This window comes from Flavobacterium sp. SLB02 (assembly GCF_009664855.1).
GTDB lineage: Bacteria > Bacteroidota > Bacteroidia > Flavobacteriales > Flavobacteriaceae > Flavobacterium.
Genome location: NZ_CP045928.1, coordinates 5,909,222 through 5,928,664 on the forward strand (window position 1 = coordinate 5,909,222; position 19,443 = coordinate 5,928,664).

Genomic DNA, 19,443 nt, shown 5'->3' on the forward strand with positions numbered 1-19,443 from the left:
ACTTTCAAAAATAAATGAAAGTTTGATTAAAATAATTGCATTTAATTTTTTAAATGAGCAGGAATAGGTGTTTTTACGTGCAAAAATATTCTGTGTCATTCATTATCTCATTCATGCCCAATAATTTCCATCCTGTATCATTTTATTAAATATGCCTTTTTATTTGATATAGTTTTGAAATAGAAATCATCCCAAATGCATTATTTAAGATGTTTTTAAAACACTAAGTAATAGCATTAACAAATCAGGTGGAGCAGAAACCACTAAAAAAAACGAGGCGTCCCCGAAAAGCCTTATGAGTAGGAAACCTAAATCAAAAAGTTATGTCAGAATTATTAGCAGGTGCTTATTTAGCAAAAGGCACAATTGGGAATGTTGGAACACCAGGTGCTCCAATCGCTACATTTAGTTTAGTAGTAGTACCATCACAAAATTCAGTTTCAGGTACTGTAGTAATTACTCAGGCTATACCAGGTCCTGATAGCCATATTGTGGTTCAGGTAACAGGAAAAATATATGCAACAGGAATAGGAAATGTTACGAAAGTAGTTAGTCTGCAAGGACAATACGTTCATAGTGTTCCTCCTCCTGCAATTGGATCTTTTTTAGCCAATTTTGATGCTCACTTAGCGATCGATAATGCATGGAACGGAACCGGAGGTTTTTCATATTTCAACCATAATGTTGAAAATGTACCGGTTGCAGCAATAAAAAATTTAAAAGAAGAATTGGTTTAGAAATAAATTTCTCCCCAAAAACAAATTCAACAGGATAATAAAAATTTCCTGACTCGAAAAGAGTTTTGATTTAAAGATCGCCTGACTCAGGCGGTCTTTTTTATTGACTAATCCTGTTATCTGATCAATTTAAACTTATAAAAAAATGAAAAAAAAATACGTTGTTATTAGTTTGCTGCTAATTATCATAGTAGCAGTTGGTTTGTGGCTGTTTCTTTTTAATAAAAATAACGGAATCTATAAAGATGGAGTTACATCTTCATACGCATCTGCATCAGCTGATTCTTGTAATTGCGAAACAAGTTGGTTTCCACATGAGCAGACTCCAGCTCCAAAAGAAGGGGACGGAAGCCCGTTTGATAGCGAGTCCACTACAAATTGTGATTTTCACCAATGGTCCTGGCAAAAGTTTTTGTGGGTAACAAAACCATTGCCAAGCGGAAATCCTTTCTTTTTAGATTCTCTCGATTTAGTTAGTCCGCAAATGGAAGATGTTGCGCCACAATTAGGACTTAAGCTTACGTTGAGTTCTATTAATCAAGCTGGTTTTAGTGCTGTTTTACGTTCTAATCCTAAATTTAATAATGTCGCAGATACGGTGTATTATTCCATTCATATTAATGCGCTGTTAAAAGATAAAGCAGTTTTAATGGCTTCCTTGATCAACAGTGGGAAATTACCTGTTTCTAATTTAGAGACATTTCCGGTTGGAGCTTTAGAATTAAAAGTTTCTTGGATTAATATCGATGCCATTGCAAAAGCACAGCAAAAGGATTATTTTACCACCAAGGCCGCTGTTCAAAACAGCAAAGGGCAATATGTTGAAAAAACCGTTGCATTATTAGGAATGCACGTAGTGGGAGTGGTAAAAAATCATCCTGAATTTATCTGGGCCACTTTTGAACATAAAGATATGGCGCCTGTTTACGATAAGAAAAACAATTCGGTAACGGCTGCAAGCGAAATGTTGTTTTATGGAAAAGGAACAAGTAGGGGTATAGATGGTATCAGATGGCTTAGAGGTGCAACTTCTCCGGTTGTTGCAAATAAAGCTTTTATTCTTTATGAATATGGTGTGCCAAAGGATTTAAACACTGGTGCTTTTATGGCTACAAGTCAGTCAGAACCTGCTAATTTTAATAATATTGAGGATATCAATAAATGTGTAGCATCTAATTTAAAAGATGTTTTTAGAAATTATTTTTATAATGGTTCTATCTGGTTAAATTTTGACGGAGTTTCTTCTGAAAATCAAAAGAAAGCAATTGTAACAAAAAACATTGCAAGTGCGCTTCCGGATTCGTTAGCCAGAGGTTCTGTTAATTTGGCCAACATTACGATGGAAACCTATACACAGACTTTTCAAGATGATATACATAAAATTAACAATAGCAATTTAGCAAATTGTTTCTCTTGTCATCGATCTGCAAACTTTGATAAAGAGAGACCAGGAAAATCTCCTTTGTTTTTAAGTCATTTATTTGGAGACTATTTACTATTTACTAAACCGGCTTTAGCGTCTACCGGTAAAAATGCCAATAAATTAGACAACTCACGTGCAAAACGTATTAAAGAAATAGAAGCATTGAAAACACAACAACTTATAGATTTTATTAATGCTGAAAAGCAAAAAAAATAAATTGTCGGTATTCAGTAAATAATTACGAAACATGACCCGAAAAGCTTTTAACTACGGGAAAAATAATCCAAAATATATAAATTATGTCAAATATAGAAACACTAAGTGCAGGAGCTAATTATACAATTTATTTAAAAAACGAAAGTAATAATGACAAAAACTTCTGGTGTTTTTTAGAAAAACCAGATGGAATATCAGATTATGGCGCTTTTGCAAATTCATCTGCCAATCTATTTGTAATGTCAGGTTATGGCGGAACAAATAAATTTAATATTCCCGCTAAATTCGTTATCGGAGCTGGTGCATCTAATAACGCTGTAGGTTTGGGTGTACGTATTGATTCATCTGTTGTTAATGCAGTTGACTTGCAACAAACATGGGAGGCTCAGTATGCCTCTATACCACCTAAGCAGGGACCACATTTAAGTTTGATACAAGGTCAAAGAAGTCCCAACAATACTATTGGTTTATTATCTAATTCATTCGATAAAATGAATAACGAAAATGGAGGTTGGTTTAGTAATATGAGTTTTGGTATTGAAACAGAAAATGGATTTATTGGGGTTACCTGGTCTCCATCACCAAATAATCAAAATACTATTACTCCAAAATTTGCATTCTACATATCTACTGGTTCTTATTCAAGTTCTCAGCTTGCTGATTTTGGTACAATTTCTAACCAGGCTGCAAGAATTGAATTGAGTGATTTTAGAAATTCAGAGGTAACGGTTACCTTCACAAGCAGAGGACAGTGGATTGTGCAAGGTGGAAGAGTACAGTAGTAATCTTCTTTAAAGATTAATCATCTCGTTTTGTTTTATAAGGCCAAAGTAAAATTAAATTTACTTTGGCTTTCTGCATATAGTTTATCTTCTTTTAAGTCACTTTAAGAATTGTAAAGTTATGTTAATTTAGGAAATGAAATTTTGTATTAGATAATGGAAATTTATTTTTGTAAAAATCAAATTTATGGAATTATACTACACCTTTTCAATACTAATTGTATTGGCCTCTTTCTTCGCCTATTTAAATTTAAGATTTTTAAAACTTCCCGGAACTATTGGAATAATGATTATTGCCATGTTGGTTTCCGTAGGCATTCGTCTGTTGGGAGATTCTTATTTTCCGGCCACAACCAAACATTTTTTTGAATTGATAAAAGAATTTGACTTCAACGAAATCTTAATGGGAGCAATGTTGAATTTTCTTTTGTTCGCGGGCGCACTACACGTAAATATGTCTGATCTTAAGGAACAAAAAGTTCCTATTATGATTTATTCTACGGTTAGTGTAGTATTGTCAGCATTGATTATTTCTATCCTACTGTATTATATTTCACCAATTTTAGGCATAAAAATCCCTTATATATTTTGTTTGGTTTTCGGGACATTAATTTCTCCTACTGATCCAATTGTGGTATTGGGGGTTTTAAAACAGGCAAAAGTTCCTAAAAGAATAGAAACCAAAATTGTTGGTGAATCTTTGTTTAATGATGGAGTAGCAGTAGTAATGTTTGCTGTTGTTTTAAAAATGGCAACCGATCCTACATTTGATATGACTTTTGGTTCTATCGCCTGGTTGTTTGCAAAAGAAGGAATTGGCGGACTTTTATTAGGAGCCGTTTTAGGATATACCACATCGAGGGTTATGAAGAAAATCGACGATTATAAAGTTTCTGTTCTAATAACGCTTTCCATTGTAATGGGAGGATTTCTAATTGCTCAAAGTTTACACGTTTCAAGTCCGTTGGCGATGGTAGTTGCCGGATTGATTATTGGGAATTATGGTAAAAAAGTAGCCATGAGCGAAGTTACTCAAGATTATTTGGGTAAATTTTGGGAACTTATTGATGAGATATTAAATGCTATTTTATTCTTATTTATTGGTTTTGAGTTGTTATTGCTGCCAGATTTGAATAAACAATTATTAACTGGTTTTGTCGCTATTTTTATAGTGTTATTCGCCAGAATCTTTTCTATCGTTTTACCTTGGAAATTCTTTGATATATTTAAATTTTTCGGAATTAAATCTGCTTACAACAAAGGTTCTTTAATGGTTCTGGTTTGGGGAGGAATTCGTGGAGGAGTTTCTATTGCGTTGGTACTTTCTATGCCAGAGGGAGAATATAAAAACCTGTTGCTGGAAGTAACTTATATTGTGGTACTATTTTCAATTGTAGTTCAGGGACTGACCGTTGGGAAATTAGCCAATAGAGTTTTAGAAAAGGAATAGAGAAAATAGAGTAAAGAATAAAGATTTTATTTTAAGATTGAAAAAGGGCTGTTTCAAAAGTGAGTCAGCCCTTTTTTTTGCTGCTCCAGCGGAGCAGAATATTTATAGCAAATTCCGTTTCCCAATGTTAAAAAGCTCCAGAGGAGCGATATAATTAACCCGATCATTTTTATCGTTTGTCGTCTTTCGAATAATTTGAAACTCCATTGATATCAATTGGATTTCCTAAAAAGTGAGGCTCTCTATTTCTTAAAACATCAAAGAAGGATTTAAAAATAGAACCATATTCTCTGAAAGTTACATATTTGTATCCCAAATATTCTCCATTATTTGCCGAATATCCAACAGATTTTATCCCGAGTTTTTGCCCGATATAAATCGCACGGTTTAAATGATATTCCTGAGAAATTAAAGTCGCTTTTTTGATGTTGAAAATATGCTTGGCACGATACATTGTTGAATAAGTATCAAATCCGGCATAGTCAATAAATATTTTGGTGGTGTCAACTCCATGATTGAAACAGTAATTTTTCATTACTGTTAGTTCATCATGTTCATCACTGCCGTTATCTCCCGAAAGTAAAATTTTATTAATTCGATTTGCTTTGTATAAAGAAATTCCGGCATCAAGACGATCTTTTAAATATTTACTTGGTTGATCTCCGTTTATTCCTGCACCAAAAATAATTCCCACATCGTTTTTAGGGAATTTCTTAATCGAATAATAAATGTTTTTTTTGGTCGAAGATTTCACGTAATAATTTACGGAAATAATAGCAACTAATCCAATAATGGCAAGGTAAAGAATAATTTTAAAATATTTTTTCAAAATTTATTTTGTAAGATTAAGATTTAAAAACACGAAGATAAGTAAATTTATTGTTAGGCAAAATCAAATAAAAAAACCGAAGCGGAAATGCTTCGGTTTATAATCTAAAATCTAAGATTTGAAATCTAAAATTATAATAATCCCGCTCTTTTCAATAAAGCTTCCGGTTTTGGCTCCTGACCTCTAAAACGTTTGTATAAAATCATAGGATGTTCTGTTCCTCCTTTAGAAAGAACATTGTCTTTAAATTTTGTAGCTATTTCATGATTGAAAATACCGTTTTCCTGGAAATATTCAAAAGCATCGGCGTCCAGAACTTCCGCCCATTTGTAGCTGTAATATCCTGAAGAATATCCACCTTGGAAAATATGAGAAAATGCCGTACTCATCGCGTTTTCTTTTACATCAGGATACAATTGTGTGTTGGCAAATTGTTCTGTTTCGAAAGTTTTTAAATCTATAATAGAAGTTGGATCTTGTCCATGCCAAGCCATATCTAATAATCCAAAACTCAACTGACGTAAAGTTGCCAAACCTTCCTGGAAACTGGCACTTTCTTTAATTTTTTGAACATATTCAATCGGAATAATTTCTCCGGTTTCATAATGGTTTGCAAACAAGGCCAAAGCTTCAGGCTCGTAACACCAGTTTTCCATAATCTGACTTGGTAATTCTACAAAATCCCAGAAAACAGAAGTTCCTGATAAACTTGGATATGTTGTATTGGCTAACATTCCGTGTAGACCGTGACCAAATTCGTGAAATAAAGTCGTTACTTCATTAAAAGTCAATAGAGATGGTTTTGTTTCTGTTGGTTTTGTAAAATTACAAACGTTCGAAATATGTGGTCTTTCGTTAACGCCGTCTTTTTTAGATTGCGATTTGAATGACGTCATCCAGGCACCGTTTCTTTTTCCTTTTCTTGGGAAGAAATCAGCATAGAAAATCGAAACTAAATTACCATCAGCATCTGTTACTTCATAAGTCGTAACTTCTTCATGGTATTTATCAATGTCAAAAACTTCGGTAAACGTTAATCCGTATAATTTTTTGGCAACCGTAAAAGCGCCGTTTAATACTTTTTCTAATTGAAAATAAGGTTTTAGTTTCTCATCGTCTAAATTAAAAAGTTGTTGTTTTAATTTTTCAGAATAATAAGCACCATCCCATTTTTCTAATTGTTCGATTCCGTCCAGTTCTTTGGCGAAAGCCGTTAATTCAGCAAATTCTTTTTGAGCGGCAGGTTTTGCTTTAGCTAATAAATCATTCAAAAAAGAGAAAACTTTCTCCGGACTTTCGGCCATTCTTTCTTCCAAAACAAAATGAGCATGAGTTTTATATCCTAATAAATTAGCTCTTTCGAAACGTAATTTGGCAATTTTCAAGACATTTTCCTGATTGTCGAATTCGTTATTCTGAAATGCTTTTGCGCCAAAAGCAATCGCCATTTTTTTACGCAATTCACGATTATCTGCATAAGTCAAAAACGGAACATAACTTGGATGATCTAAGGTGAAAATCCAACCTTCTTTTTCCTGGCTTTTAGCCAATAATCTGGCAGCTTCAATTGTTCCTTCCGGTAATCCGGCTAAATCTTTTTCATTAGTCAAATGCAATTCGAAAGCATTGGTTTCAGCCAAAACATTTTCACCAAATTGTAAACTTAACTTCGATAATTCTTTGTCGATTTCGCGAAGTTTATCTTTTTTGTCTTCTGGTAAATTCGCTCCGTTTCTCGAAAAGCTTTTATATTTTTTATCTAAAAGGGTAGTTTGTTCCGGATTTAGATTTAATGTTTCTTTTTGGTCGTAAACGGCTTTTATTTTAGCAAACAAAGCTGCGTTTAGTGTAATGTCGTTACCGAATTCAGACAATAAAGGGGAAACTTCCTGAGCGATTTTTTGCATTTCGTCACTCGTTTCAGCCGAATTTAAATTGAAGAAAACACTAGAAAGACGATCTAAGATATCCCCTGAAAAATCCATCGCAACCACAGTGTTTTCAAAAGTTGGTGCTTCGGGATTGTTTACGATAGCATCAATTTCGGCTTTAGCCAAAGTAATTCCTTCCTGAAAAGCCGGAAGATAATCTTCAATCTTAATTTGCGAAAAAGGAGCTGTGTTATGTTTGGTTGTGAATTTTGAAAGTAAAACGTTCATTATAATGTAATTATTTATATTAATTGAAGTCAGATTTTTGAATTCCAAAGATAGTAATTTATAAAAATCTAATGGTCTATACAAAATCGATTCTGGGCATAAAATCCTCTTAAATTGTGTTATAGATATGTTATTTATTTCTGTAAGGGTTTTAAAAAGCGTAAATTGAAAAAATACGTTTAGAATATAAAATGCTAATCAGAAATTGTAAAACAGAAAAATGATGAATTATCAAGTTGTAATAAAGAATATAGATACAGTTAATGAAGTAGAAGGATATTGGTCTGATGAAGATCTTGTTGAGTTATTAGAAAAATTCAATTATCCTGATGGGGCAACAGCAGATAAAGCGAGTTTACCGGAATTGTTAGAAATGGCTATTTCTGATTACGAACCTAACGAAGCTGCCGAAATAGTTTTGAAATATAAATTTCCTGATCGATTAAGCGACGGACAAATTGAGCAAATATCGCATAACATGTTGATTGATAAAGTTTGTGAGGAATATCCCGAAATAGACATGCAGGGAACTTTGTTTCACATCAACCAATTACTTTTTAAAGCTTATAATGGAAAATTCCCGAATGCAAAAGCTTCTATTGTCCATTTTTCTATGACACCAACTGATGGTGAAGTACAAAAACTGACAGCCGAAAATGTGCTAAAATTATTGAACAATGGTTTATCTGATAGAAATCTTATCAAAAGATTATTTGAAAATCAAATCTCTCAAAATATTCCGTTTCCTGAAGCTGAAGCTATTGTTTGGGAATTGACAACAGAAGATAATATGAACTATAATCTCGTTACGTCAGAAAACTGGATAAATAAAGAAGATATAACTGAATATGAATTTGAATCTGTTCTCGAGGATATCGAAGAAGAAGCGTAATTTCAAAAAAGAATACTAAAAAAAACAAAGGCTTTCAGTTACGGAAGTCTTTGTTTTTTTTTAGTATTCTATTGAGTTGCAGTCTATACTGAAAACTGCGACTGAAAACTGAAAACTATTTCAATCCTTCAGCTGCTTTATTAACCGCTGCTTTCAATTCTTCTTTATATGTGATAATCGTATCCAATACTTTTTTATCATGACTTCCGATGATTTGCGCAGCTAGAATTCCGGCATTTTTGGCTCCGTTTAAAGCTACAGTTGCAACCGGAACTCCGCCTGGCATTTGCAGAATCGATAAAACCGAATCCCATCCATCGATAGAATTACTTGATTTTACTGGAACTCCAATTACAGGAAGCGGCGACATTGACGCAACCATTCCAGGTAAATGTGCAGCTCCTCCGGCTCCGGCAATAATTACCGAAATTCCTCGTGTATGTGCATTTTTACTAAAGTCGAATAATTTTTCCGGCGTTCTGTGTGCCGAAACGATATCTACTTCAGTTTCTATATTGAATTGTTTTAATATGTCGATGGCATCCTGCATGACTGGCATGTCTGAGATGCTTCCCATTATAATGGCTACTTTGCTCATAGATTTTTTGTTTGTTTAATTTTGTTTCAAGTTTCAAGTTTCAGGTTTCAGGTTTTTGTTGAGACTGAAAACTTGACTGCGACCGGGACTGAAAACTATATACTTATTACTTTAATAGTGTTCTTAACATCCTCAGCAATTCTTCTGGCTTCGTTCATGTTTTCGTTGACGATGGTAACGTGCCCCATTTTTCTAAAAGGTCGTGTTTGTTTTTTACCGTAAATATGTGGTGTAACGCCATCCCAACCTAAAATGGTTTCGATATTTTCATAAACAACATCTCCAGAGAAACCTTCGGCACCCACTAAATTTACCATAACTCCGGCAACTTTACTGTCTGTATTTCCTAACGGAAGATCCAGAATGGCACGTAAATGATTTTCGAATTGTGAGGTATAACTTGCTTCGATAGAATAATGACCAGAATTGTGTGGGCGAGGGGCAACTTCGTTTACCAGAATTTCATCTTCATGAGTTTGGAACATTTCAACTGCCAAAAGACCAACATGGTTAAATTTCTCCGAAACATTCAAAGCAATTGCTCTTGCTTTTTCGGCCACTTTCTCATCGATTCTGGCTGGACATATTACGTATTCTACCTGATTGGCTTCCGGATGAAACTCCATTTCTACAACCGGATATGTTTTTATTTCTCCTGATGGGTTTCTGACTACGATAACCGCCAATTCGTTTTTGAATGGAACCATTGTTTCAGCAATGCATTCTACATTTGGTAAATCATCCATATCAGAAATCTGACGAATGACTTTTACACCGTTTCCGTCGTAACCAAACTCAGTACATTTCCATACAAAAGGAATCGTGATTTCGTTATTTCCAACTGATTTTTGCAAATGTGACGGGCTTTCAAATCGTAAATATGCAGCTGTTGGAATATTACTTTGAGTATAAAAATCTTTTTGAACTCCCTTATTCTGAATTCCTTTTAAGGTTTTTGGAGAAGGATATACTTTTAGACCTTCGTTTTCTAGTTGCGTTAAAGCCTCAAGATTGACCAATTCGATTTCGAAAGTCAGAACGTCGACTTGTTTTCCAAAATTGTACACTGTTTCATAATCCATCAAATCGCCCTGGAAGAATTTATTACAGGCAATTTTACTCGGAGCTTCATCGCTCGGATCTAAAACATAAGTTTGTATGTCAAATTTTCGAGTGTCAGACAATAGCATTTTTCCTAATTGTCCGCCACCTAATATTCCTAATTTAAAATCAGAAGAAAAATAGTTCATTGTAGTTGTGTTTTTGCAAAGATACTTTTTAATCTTTTTTTGCCACAATATGGAGTAAGATTATTTTTTTTGCCGCGAATTACACAAATTTTTAAGCTTCAATTTTTGAGAAAATATAATTCGTAAAATTCGTGGCGAGCTATAAAAAAAAAACATTCTAATCTTTTTAATCTGTGGCTAAAAATTTAACCGCAAAGAGTTCGCAAAGTCTATATAATGAGGCTATAAATAGCGGCTAAGGTCACAAAGCAGTATGTTTAAAATTTTGCAGATTAAAAATGCGAGCTAATTTGTGAAATTCGTGGCAAATTCTAAAAGTTTACTTTTCAATCTTCTTCAAAACTTCTTTAGCGACAGCTTTATAAGCCGCAGAATGATCTCCGTAATCTTTGTTTAGGATAATTTGCAATTCAGGATGAATCCAGTCGTAATGATTTCCCAGAACATACAATGTTCTTATAGAATACGCTTTTGTGGCGACTTTTACATCATTAATTAACCAATCAAAAGAAACTTCGATGCAATCCTGCAGGTTTTCTTCGGAAAGTGAGACACTGTCATCGTTTTTCTTATAATGTGATTTTACTAAAAGCTGAACCACTTTTGCAATTGGCCTTATTGAACTTTCATCCTTTAGAACTTTCAAATTAGAGCATAAAAAATTAAGATGAGGTTGTAGCCAGATCAATTCTTCATAGGATACAAATTCTAAAATCCAACAGGCTTTATGATTGTTTTTGTCTTCGGGTGAAAAACAAATCGAAACCAATTCTTCAAATAAATGCTGGTTTTCTAAAACATACTGAGCCGCCATGAGTCGGTTTTCTCTGTAAGCATTTACATAGTGTAGTTTTGCTTGTAATTCAGATGACATTTTTTTCGATTTAGGACACATCTAAAATAAGTAATTTAGTGAAATAGTTCCATAATAATTTACAGGAAGTCCCGGATAATAATATCTCGGACTTGCGTTCCCGACCGCAACGGCATTGGGCAAAATCATCGAGGCATATTTTTCATCCATAACATTATTAATGCCAAAAGCTAAATTGGTATTTAAATTAGGAAGAATTTCAAAACGATAACCTGTTTTTAAATTGATTATGCTATAAGAATCTGAATAAACAGAATTGGCATCATTCAGCGGAATTTTATCTGTAAACTGATAATCGGCAGAAAAATAAATACCCAAAGAAGTATTTAAAATGAATCCCGCATTCACTTTATTCGCTGCAACTCCGGTCAATTTATTTCCGGAATAATCATTTCCGTTATCGACAAAATCTTTAAACTCATATTTGCCTAACGAAGCAGCAACAAAAGAATTCAAAGTAAAAAAACGATTAATGGTCCAATTGTGTTTTGCTAGAATTTCGATTCCTTCATGAAATGTTTTGCCGGCATTTATACCTTCGTATTGATCGTCGCCAATTCTTTTGGCTACCAATAAATCTTTTATTTCCATTCGGTAAACCGCAAATTCAGTATAAAGTTTTTTATTAAAGAAATAGAATTTTCCACCCGCCTCAAAATTATAACCACTTTCAGGTTTTATATCCGGATTAATATTTCCTGTACTGGTAAGTGTTTCTTCAGTAGCAGGCAATGAAAATCCGCGGCTTGCAGAAAAGTATAAAGTTCGTTCTTCGGTGGGTTTAAATAAAAAAGACAATTGGGGAGAAAAAATCCCATCATAGCTGTATTTCTCAGTTGCCGTTTTATTTGGGAGAAAGTTGGTTAGTTCAAAATGAGTTTCATTATAATTTAATCCCGCCTGAATTTCGAATTGATTTGAAAGTAACGTTCTGATTTGGGAAAAAATATTATAAAAATGCCTTTTCTGATCGGTTTCAGTAAGCTGATTCCCTTGTAAACTTCCTTGTCCGTTATTGTTTTTGTAAAGATTTTCAAAAGTATTTCCGCTATAATTATCCGTAAAATATTCAATCCCGGCAATGAACTGATTTTCTATTCTACCAATTTTAAAATCCCCAGAAAATTGAGTTCTTCCGCCGGTTCCAAAAGTATACTGAAGTAAAATATCAAAAGGACGAGGTTCGTTACTATCCTTATAATTAATAAAAATTGAAGTTGAATTATTCAGATGATCATTAATTTTAAAATCATATGCCAATCCCGCCAAAGTCGATTTGTATTCCTTAAAACCTTTTGAAGCCACCCAGGTTGGAGCGCCCAATTCTGGATTATTATCAAAAACTTCTTTAGTAATAGAACTTGGGATGTACGCTTTCAGATAAGTATAATTCGTAAAATATGTCAGCTTGTTGTTTTCTTTCCTAAATAATTCTCCGGCAAGTGTAATTCCTTCACGCTTGTACGAACTATTTTCTCGCCATCCGTCAGTTTTAAGATTGTGGTAACTGATATTTAAACTCGAGCTTTTCTCCGTCAGACTATAATTCAGACTGTTTTTAAGTAATCCAAACGAACCAAAAACACTACTTACGCTGGCATTTTCTCCATTTGTTTTCAAAAGCTGAGGTGAAATTAGAATCGCACCGCCCAAACCCGCGCCGTAAATACTCGAAAGCGGACCTTTAATAACTTCGATTTGCCCAATGTTTTCAAGATCGATATCATCAATAACCGTTTCGCTGTTTCCGGAAGTCAGTGGAATACTGCCATAAAAAGCCCTGATTTTATTGGTTCCGTAAGGAGATCTTGCGCCAATACCACGAATCGAAATTCGAGTAGTTGTAAAATTCGATGACTGCATAAAAACTCCCGGGATTGTATTAATTACCGTAGTGATATCTGTTGCGTTATTTTGCAGAAGATCTTTTTTGGATAAAATCCCAATAGAGGCCGGTGTATTCTGCAAGCGATTATTAACATGAAGAGAACTTATAATGACTTCATCTAATTTTTGAGTTTTTACAGAATCTATAGTTTTGCTTTCTTTTTCTTGTGCCTTGCTATTTTGAAAAACACAAAACACAAGAAAGAAAAAACAATATTTTTTTAAAATCATAAAAGAGTTTTGATCAGTTTTTGCGCATAATTATAAACACATAGAAACATAGCTTTTGATGACTTAAAAAGGCGTTTCACTTAGCATTAATGCACATAGCTATGTAAAAGAAATGTGTTTTTTTTCAATGACCTTTTCGCAAAATAAAACCTATGTTCTATGCGTTTAAAATTATTCGCGTAAAGTTTGGAAATTGGAATTTAAAAGAATTGGAATTTAATTTTATTTATTAGCAGTAACCTTCCAAATTGTGTTCCCACTATCATCATTCACCAAAAGTGATCCGTCTGGAGTAACTGTAACTGCAACCGGACGTCCGTAAACTTCGGCTTTTTGTTCATTAGAAATAAAACCAGTTAAAAAATCCTCAGGTTTTCCAGAAGGTTTTCCTTTCGCAAAAGGAACAAATACCACTTTATAACCCGATATTTTGGCGCGATTCCAGGAACCATGCTGTCCTACGAAAATTCCGTTTTTGTATTTTGCAGGAAAAGCATCTTTAGTATAAAAAGCCAATCCTAATGAAGCCGTATGAGCACCAACCGGAACATCCGGAACAATAGCTTTGGCTATTAAATCTTTGCGTTCGCCTTTCATTCTTGGATCAGGAATATTTCCGTAATACGAATAAGGCCAACCGTAGAACCCGTCTCTTTTTACACTCGTTACATAATCAGGAACAAGATCATTGCCCAATTCGTCACGTTCGTTCACAGCAGTCCAAAGCTCCTTGTTTGCCGGATTCCAGTCCATTCCAACAGGATTTCTAAGTCCGGCAGCATAAACTTTTTCTCCGGTTCCGTCAGGATTAATTTCTAAGATATCAGCTCGACGTACTTCTTTATCCATTCCGTTTTCGCCCACATTACTTCCCGAACCAACCGAAACGTAAATTTTGGTTCCTTCAGGATTAGCAATTATATTTCTTGTCCAGTGATTGTTGTAGCCTCCGGCCGGAAGTTCAAGAATTTTAGTTTCTTTGGTTTCTAATTTTAACGGATTGTTTTTATAAGGATATCTGTATAATCCATCTGTATTGGCAATATAGAAAAAGTCTTTTAGCACCAGCATTCCAAAAGGTTTGTTTAAGTCTTTTATAAAAACTTCGCGAGTTTCAAACTTCCCGTCTTTATCTTTGTCACGCAAAACAGTAATTTGATTTTTACTGGTTCTTGTTCCGCTTTCTACAACAAAAATATCATTGTTTGGAGCAATATAAGTCCAACGCGGATTTTCGAAACCATCCGCAAATTTTGTAACCGTAAAACCTTCGGGCGCGATTGGTGTTTTTCCTTCAGGCCAGCCAATAACTTTACTGTTGTTTGTTTTAGATTCTGTTGCATATGGCGGAGGCAAAGTCAGGTCGCCCACTGCTGTTTTTACAACCGTATTAGGTTGCTTGCTAAGCGCTTCTTTTTCTTCTTTTTTTACCTGTCCGTTGCAGGCTGTTAGTATAGCTAGTAGGGATATCGAAAATAGTTGCGTGGTATTTTTCATTATAGTTTTGGGTTAAATATTTATAGAACAACAATTTAGTAAAATTAAAAATGTTTTTAAGAAAAGATTTGTAAATATTATGTGATATTTAACATTCTTAAAAAAATATGTGTCCAGCCTATTTTGATACTTACACTTTAGTTCTAATTCTGTATCTTTGCCCATTATTTTAAACATAAAAATAATGATACAACTTCACGATAAACAATTTGTTCCATTTATTTCGGCCAAAGAAATTGATTTTGCTTTGACCAAATTAGTAGCTCAGGTAGAAGATGATTTTGGAGACGATACTCCGATTTTTATAGGGGTTTTGAATGGTGCATTTATGGTCGTTGCAGATTTTTTAAAAAAGTATAAAAGTAATTGCGAGGTTTCATTCATCAAAATGGCATCATACCAAGGAACCGAAACGACTAATACCGTAAAGGAATTAATTGGAATCAATCAGGATTTATCCGGCAGAACCGTAATTATCATCGAAGATATTATCGATACAGGAAACACGATCGAAGAATTAAAAAAGATGTTTAAAGCACAAAATGTAAAGCATTTTAAAATTGCAACCTTGTTTTTTAAACCGGATGCGTATAAAAAAGACATTAAAATAGATTACATCGGAATCAGGATTCCAAATAAATTCATCGTGGGTTACGGACTAGACTACGATGGTTTAGGCAGAAATTTAGCCGAAGTATATAAATTGGCAGAATAATTATAAACACACACACACACAACTATATATTCATTTAAAACTTCTTATAAAAAACAGAAGTAACAACACTCACTCATATTATGATTAATATTGTTTTATTTGGAAAGCCAGGAGCAGGAAAAGGAACTCAGGCAGAATTTTTAAAAGAAAAATACAAATTAACACATCTTTCAACAGGAGATATTTTTCGTTTTAATTTAAAAAATGATACAGATTTAGGTAAAAAAGCAAGAGTTTTTATGGACAACGGAGAGTTGGTTCCTTGCGAAGTAACCACTGCAATGTTAATAGACGAAGTAAAAAAACATCCTGATACAGCAGGTTTCTTGTTCGATGGTTACCCAAGAACATTAGATCAGGCACAAGCTCTGGATAAATTTTTACCAACAATTGGGTCAAGTGTTACTGCTACAATCGCATTAGAAGCCGATGATGAAATTTTGGTGGCGCGTTTGTTAGAAAGAGGAAAAACAAGTGGAAGAGTTGATGATCAGGACGAAGAAAAAATTCGTGTCAGATATCAGGAATACAATGAGAAAACAGCTCCACTAATTGGATATTATAAAGAACAAAACAAGTTTTATGCCGTAAACGGTATCGGAACTATCGAAGAAATTACAGAGCGATTAACGTCAGTTATAGATAATTTGTAGAAGCTTTTTCCAGCTGTACGTTTCAAGTCCTCACTAAAAAAACTATTTTTCTATACCATAAAACGAGCTTCCTCCGGTCGCTGTTTTCTGGCAAGAAAAATTAGTTTTTTTAGCTCCGGGCTTTTCTCTTCCATCTGGGCTATGAAATACCGAAGTTGCAAATTATATTAACGAACTATTAAATAACGAATAACCCTCAAATTGGAAATACTAATAATATTTTTTCTAATACTATTAAACGGAGTTTTCTCTATGTCTGAAATTGCACTTATTTCAGCAAGAAAAAATAGACTCGAAACTGCCGCAAAAAAAGGAAATAAAAGTGCCAGGATTGCCCTCGATTTAGCCAATTCGCCAAACAAGTTTTTATCTACGGTACAAATCGGAATTACCTTAATCGGGATTTTGACAGGTATTTATAGTGGTGATAAAATCACGGTGGATGTAGAAACATTTGTAAGCGGATTTGCTGTTTTAAAACCCTATGCACATTCAGTTGCAGTTGGGATTGTAGTTGTAGTCTTAACATTTTTCTCATTAGTTTTAGGAGAATTGCTGCCAAAACGAATCGGGTTAAATTATCCTGAATCGATTGCAAAAATGGTAGCAATGCCAATGAAGATCATTTCGATTATTACAGCACCATTTATTTGGCTGCTTACCACTTCGACAGATTTTTTACTGAACGTTTTGCAAATTAAACCTTCAGCTGACGGAAAAGTAACCGAGGAAGAAATAAAAGCCATTATCAAAGAAGGAACAGAAGGCGGAGAAGTTCAGGAAATCGAACAAGATATCGTAGAACGTGTTTTTCATATTGGTGATCGAAAAGTAAATTCATTAATGACACACCGTAAATCGGTAGATATGTTGCCTTTTAATGCTGATAAAGCCAAAATAAAGGAACTTGTTCTTATGGATTTGCATACCGTTTATCCCGTTTACAGAGATAATTACGATGACATTGTGGGTATCGTAACCCTAAAAAATATATTTGCCAATATCGAAAGTGATCATTTCGATCTAGGGGCAATAATGACAGATCCTCCTTATTTAATGGAGCAGACAACAGCTTACAAAGCGTTAGAAAATTTTAAGAAAACCGGAGTTCATTACGCTTTAGTTTCTGATGAATACGGTGTTTTTCAGGGAATTATTACTTTGAATGACATTCTTGAAGCTTTAGTTGGTGATGCATCTGATTTTTATAAAGACGAATTTCAATTGGTCGAAAGAGAAGATGGGACATGGCTGGTAGACGGACATTATTCATTACACGATTTCCTAACCTATTTCGAGTTAGACGAATTGACAAATGATTACGAAGTAAATACCGTAAGCGGAATGATTATGACCGAGCTTTCTCATATTCCAAAAGAAGGTGAAAAATTAATCTGGCAAAAATTTGTGCTGGAAGTCATTGATATGGATGGCGTAAAGATTGATAAAGTGTTGGTGAAAGCACTTAAAGAGTAAAGAGAATAAAATAGTTTTCAGTCACAGTATTCAGTCGCAGTTTGCACTGAAAGCGAGGCTGAGACTGAGCTAAAAACAATAGAATTTAGTAATACGATTTAGAGAAATCTAAAATCCAAAATCTAAAATCTGAAATTAAAAAAAATGACAGAAGGAAATTTTGTAGATTATGTTAAGATATATGTTTCTTCCGGAAAGGGAGGAAAAGGATCTACACATTTACATAGAGAGAAATTTATTGAAAAAGGAGGCCCGGACGGAGGTGATGGTGGTCGTGGAGGACACGTTTATTTAGTGGGGAATAAAGGTTTGTGGACATTATTTCACTTAAAATTTGCTCGTCATATCAAAGCCGGTCACGGTGGAGACGGAGGAGGAGATCGCAGTACAGGTGCTGATGGAGAAGATAAATTTATCGAAGTACCTTTAGGAACTGTCGTAAAAGATAAAGAAACCGGAGAAACCTTATTCGAAATTACCGAAGATGGTGAAAAAAGAATCCTTTCAAAAGGAGGAAAAGGCGGGTTAGGAAACTGGCATTTTAGAAGTTCAACCAATCAAACACCAAGATACGCACAGCCAGGTTTACCGGGTGTAGAGATGGATGTGATTCTGGAACTTAAAGTTTTAGCCGATGTAGGTTTAGTAGGTTTTCCTAATGCAGGAAAATCAACATTATTATCTGTATTGACTTCTGCAAAACCAAAAATTGCCGATTATCCTTTTACAACCTTAAAACCAAACTTAGGGATTGTAGCGTACAGAGATTTTCAATCTTTTGTAATTGCAGATATTCCGGGTATTATTGAAGGTGCTGCAGAAGGAAAAGGTCTTGGGCATTATTTCCTGCGTCATATTGAGCGTAACTCAACTTTGTTGTTTTTAGTTCCCGTTGATACACCGGACATTAAGGGTGAGTATGATATTTTGGTAAACGAATTGACCAAATACAATCCTGAAATGTTAGACAAAGAACGTCTTTTAGTAATCTCAAAATGCGATATGCTGGATGACGAACTTAAAGCTGAACTGAAAACAGAATTAGATGTTGCTTTCAAAGATATTCCTTATATGTTTATTTCATCAGTTGCCCAACAAGGTTTAACGGATTTGAAAGATAAGCTTTGGAAGATGTTAAACGACTAAGAAAGATATTTTAAAAAATAGAAAACCCGACAATTTTGATTGACGGGTTTTTGTTTTTAACGAAAAAACAAATGATCTCAGATTAATTTCCAGTTAAGCGAAGAAATTATAGTCCGAAATTTTTAGGGATTCCAATGTTGAAAGTTTTTCCAAAATCAAAACCAAGGCGTTCTTGTCTTGGATCATTTTTTCCATCAAGATTGTCGTATTTAATTCCTCCAATAGAAAAGTTTAGTCCAAAACCTCTTTTCATGTTAATGAATAATCCCGGATCAAAACTAGCGTACATTCCTTTTGCATTGTTTAAAGAAGTGTTTTGGTAACCTGCTCCCAAGTCTGCATAAAATGAAAATAATTGAGAAAACGAAGTTGAATAACGTACAAAACGTCCAATTTTATAATTTTCGGTTTTTTCAGATCCTTTAACATCTAAAGAACCAATAGCCCCTTCAGCACCAATTGTCCAGGTATCGGCAAATTGATATCCTACTTTTGGAGAAATCTCAAAATTAGTTGCTTTAGAATCTCCAATTTTTTCCTGAGTCAAATCCAATATTTCCTCCTAATAAATTTATTGAATATTTTGACTGTTTTGTTTCAGATTTTAAGAGTTTTATAGAATAAGAAT

General features: G+C 34.1%; 17 protein-coding genes. 9 read left to right on the forward strand and 8 right to left on the reverse strand.

What is annotated here, in order from left to right; genetic code table 11:
* The first annotated feature begins 323 nt into the window (after positions 1 to 323).
* The 4 genes from GIY83_RS22640 to GIY83_RS22655 all read left to right on the forward strand — a co-directional run bounded on the left by GIY83_RS22640 (position 324) and on the right by GIY83_RS22655 (position 4,608).
* Positions 324 to 737, forward strand: a complete 414-nt coding sequence (locus GIY83_RS22640; RefSeq protein ID WP_194617125.1) for a DUF1842 domain-containing protein — start codon at positions 324 to 326, stop codon at positions 735 to 737.
* Between the two features lie 145 nt (positions 738 to 882).
* Entirely contained in the window at positions 883 to 2,376 is a 1,494-nt protein-coding gene (locus tag GIY83_RS22645; RefSeq protein ID WP_194617126.1) for a hypothetical protein, read from the forward strand.
* 83 nt (positions 2,377 to 2,459) lie between these two features.
* Positions 2,460 to 3,158, forward strand: a complete 699-nt coding sequence (locus GIY83_RS22650) for a hypothetical protein (protein WP_194617127.1) — start codon at positions 2,460 to 2,462, stop codon at positions 3,156 to 3,158.
* Positions 3,159 to 3,345: 187 nt separating this feature from the next.
* Positions 3,346 to 4,608 (forward strand): sodium:proton antiporter, encoded by a 1,263-nt coding sequence (locus tag GIY83_RS22655; protein WP_208683580.1) that lies wholly within the window; start codon positions 3,346 to 3,348, stop codon positions 4,606 to 4,608.
* A gap of 169 nt (positions 4,609 to 4,777) precedes the next feature.
* On the opposite strand, the gene GIY83_RS22660 is transcribed toward GIY83_RS22655, so the two are convergent.
* Both GIY83_RS22660 and GIY83_RS22665 read right to left on the reverse strand, forming a co-directional pair.
* Positions 4,778 to 5,437 carry a vancomycin high temperature exclusion protein gene (locus tag GIY83_RS22660; protein WP_208683583.1) on the reverse strand — a complete coding sequence of 220 codons (660 nt, stop codon included), beginning with the start codon at positions 5,435 to 5,437 and terminating at the stop codon, positions 4,778 to 4,780.
* A 131-nt stretch (positions 5,438 to 5,568) separates the two neighbouring features.
* On the reverse strand, positions 5,569 to 7,596 hold the full coding sequence (locus tag GIY83_RS22665) for a M3 family metallopeptidase (protein ID WP_194617130.1): 2,028 nt from the start codon (positions 7,594 to 7,596) through the stop codon (positions 5,569 to 5,571).
* Positions 7,597 to 7,816: 220 nt separating this feature from the next.
* On the opposite strand from GIY83_RS22665, the gene GIY83_RS22670 reads away from it, so the two are divergent.
* A complete protein-coding gene (locus GIY83_RS22670; RefSeq protein ID WP_229029158.1) occupies positions 7,817 to 8,488 on the forward strand; it encodes a hypothetical protein in 672 nt (223 codons plus the stop codon).
* A 115-nt stretch (positions 8,489 to 8,603) separates the two neighbouring features.
* Here the strand turns inward: GIY83_RS22670 and purE are convergent, their stop codons facing one another.
* The 5 genes from purE to GIY83_RS22695 form a co-directional block, all read right to left on the reverse strand.
* Positions 8,604 to 9,086, reverse strand: coding sequence for a 5-(carboxyamino)imidazole ribonucleotide mutase (purE, locus tag GIY83_RS22675; RefSeq protein WP_194617131.1), 483 nt, complete (start codon positions 9,084 to 9,086; stop codon positions 8,604 to 8,606).
* A gap of 95 nt (positions 9,087 to 9,181) precedes the next feature.
* On the reverse strand, positions 9,182 to 10,336 hold the full coding sequence (locus tag GIY83_RS22680) for a 5-(carboxyamino)imidazole ribonucleotide synthase (protein ID WP_194617132.1): 1,155 nt from the start codon (positions 10,334 to 10,336) through the stop codon (positions 9,182 to 9,184).
* Positions 10,337 to 10,655: 319 nt separating this feature from the next.
* On the reverse strand, positions 10,656 to 11,210 hold the full coding sequence (locus GIY83_RS22685; protein ID WP_208683585.1) for a hypothetical protein: 555 nt from the start codon (positions 11,208 to 11,210) through the stop codon (positions 10,656 to 10,658).
* Positions 11,211 to 11,231: 21 nt separating this feature from the next.
* Positions 11,232 to 13,328, reverse strand: coding sequence for a TonB-dependent receptor (locus tag GIY83_RS22690; protein WP_208683587.1), 2,097 nt, complete (start codon positions 13,326 to 13,328; stop codon positions 11,232 to 11,234).
* A 222-nt stretch (positions 13,329 to 13,550) separates the two neighbouring features.
* A complete protein-coding gene (locus tag GIY83_RS22695) occupies positions 13,551 to 14,825 on the reverse strand; it encodes a sorbosone dehydrogenase family protein (RefSeq protein ID WP_208683595.1) in 1,275 nt (424 codons plus the stop codon).
* Positions 14,826 to 15,009: 184 nt separating this feature from the next.
* On the opposite strand from GIY83_RS22695, the gene hpt reads away from it, so the two are divergent.
* The 4 genes from hpt to obgE all read left to right on the forward strand — a co-directional run bounded on the left by hpt (position 15,010) and on the right by obgE (position 18,815).
* Positions 15,010 to 15,540, forward strand: a complete 531-nt coding sequence (gene hpt, locus GIY83_RS22700) for a hypoxanthine phosphoribosyltransferase (RefSeq protein WP_208683597.1) — start codon at positions 15,010 to 15,012, stop codon at positions 15,538 to 15,540.
* Positions 15,541 to 15,620: 80 nt separating this feature from the next.
* Complete coding sequence (locus GIY83_RS22705) at positions 15,621 to 16,193, forward strand: adenylate kinase (protein WP_208683599.1); 573 nt, start codon at positions 15,621 to 15,623, stop codon at positions 16,191 to 16,193.
* Positions 16,194 to 16,445: 252 nt separating this feature from the next.
* Positions 16,446 to 17,669: a hemolysin family protein gene (locus tag GIY83_RS22710; RefSeq protein ID WP_229029159.1), complete on the forward strand. Its 1,224-nt coding sequence runs from the start codon at positions 16,446 to 16,448 to the stop codon at positions 17,667 to 17,669.
* A 144-nt stretch (positions 17,670 to 17,813) separates the two neighbouring features.
* Entirely contained in the window at positions 17,814 to 18,815 is a 1,002-nt protein-coding gene (gene obgE, locus GIY83_RS22715; RefSeq protein ID WP_194617139.1) for a GTPase ObgE, read from the forward strand.
* A 106-nt stretch (positions 18,816 to 18,921) separates the two neighbouring features.
* Here the strand turns inward: obgE and GIY83_RS22720 are convergent, their stop codons facing one another.
* The gene (locus GIY83_RS22720) at positions 18,922 to 19,362 is read right to left on the reverse strand and encodes a porin family protein (RefSeq protein ID WP_208683601.1); all 441 of its coding nucleotides are present in this window, start codon (positions 19,360 to 19,362) and stop codon (positions 18,922 to 18,924) included.
* Positions 19,363 to 19,443: the final 81 nt, after the last annotated feature.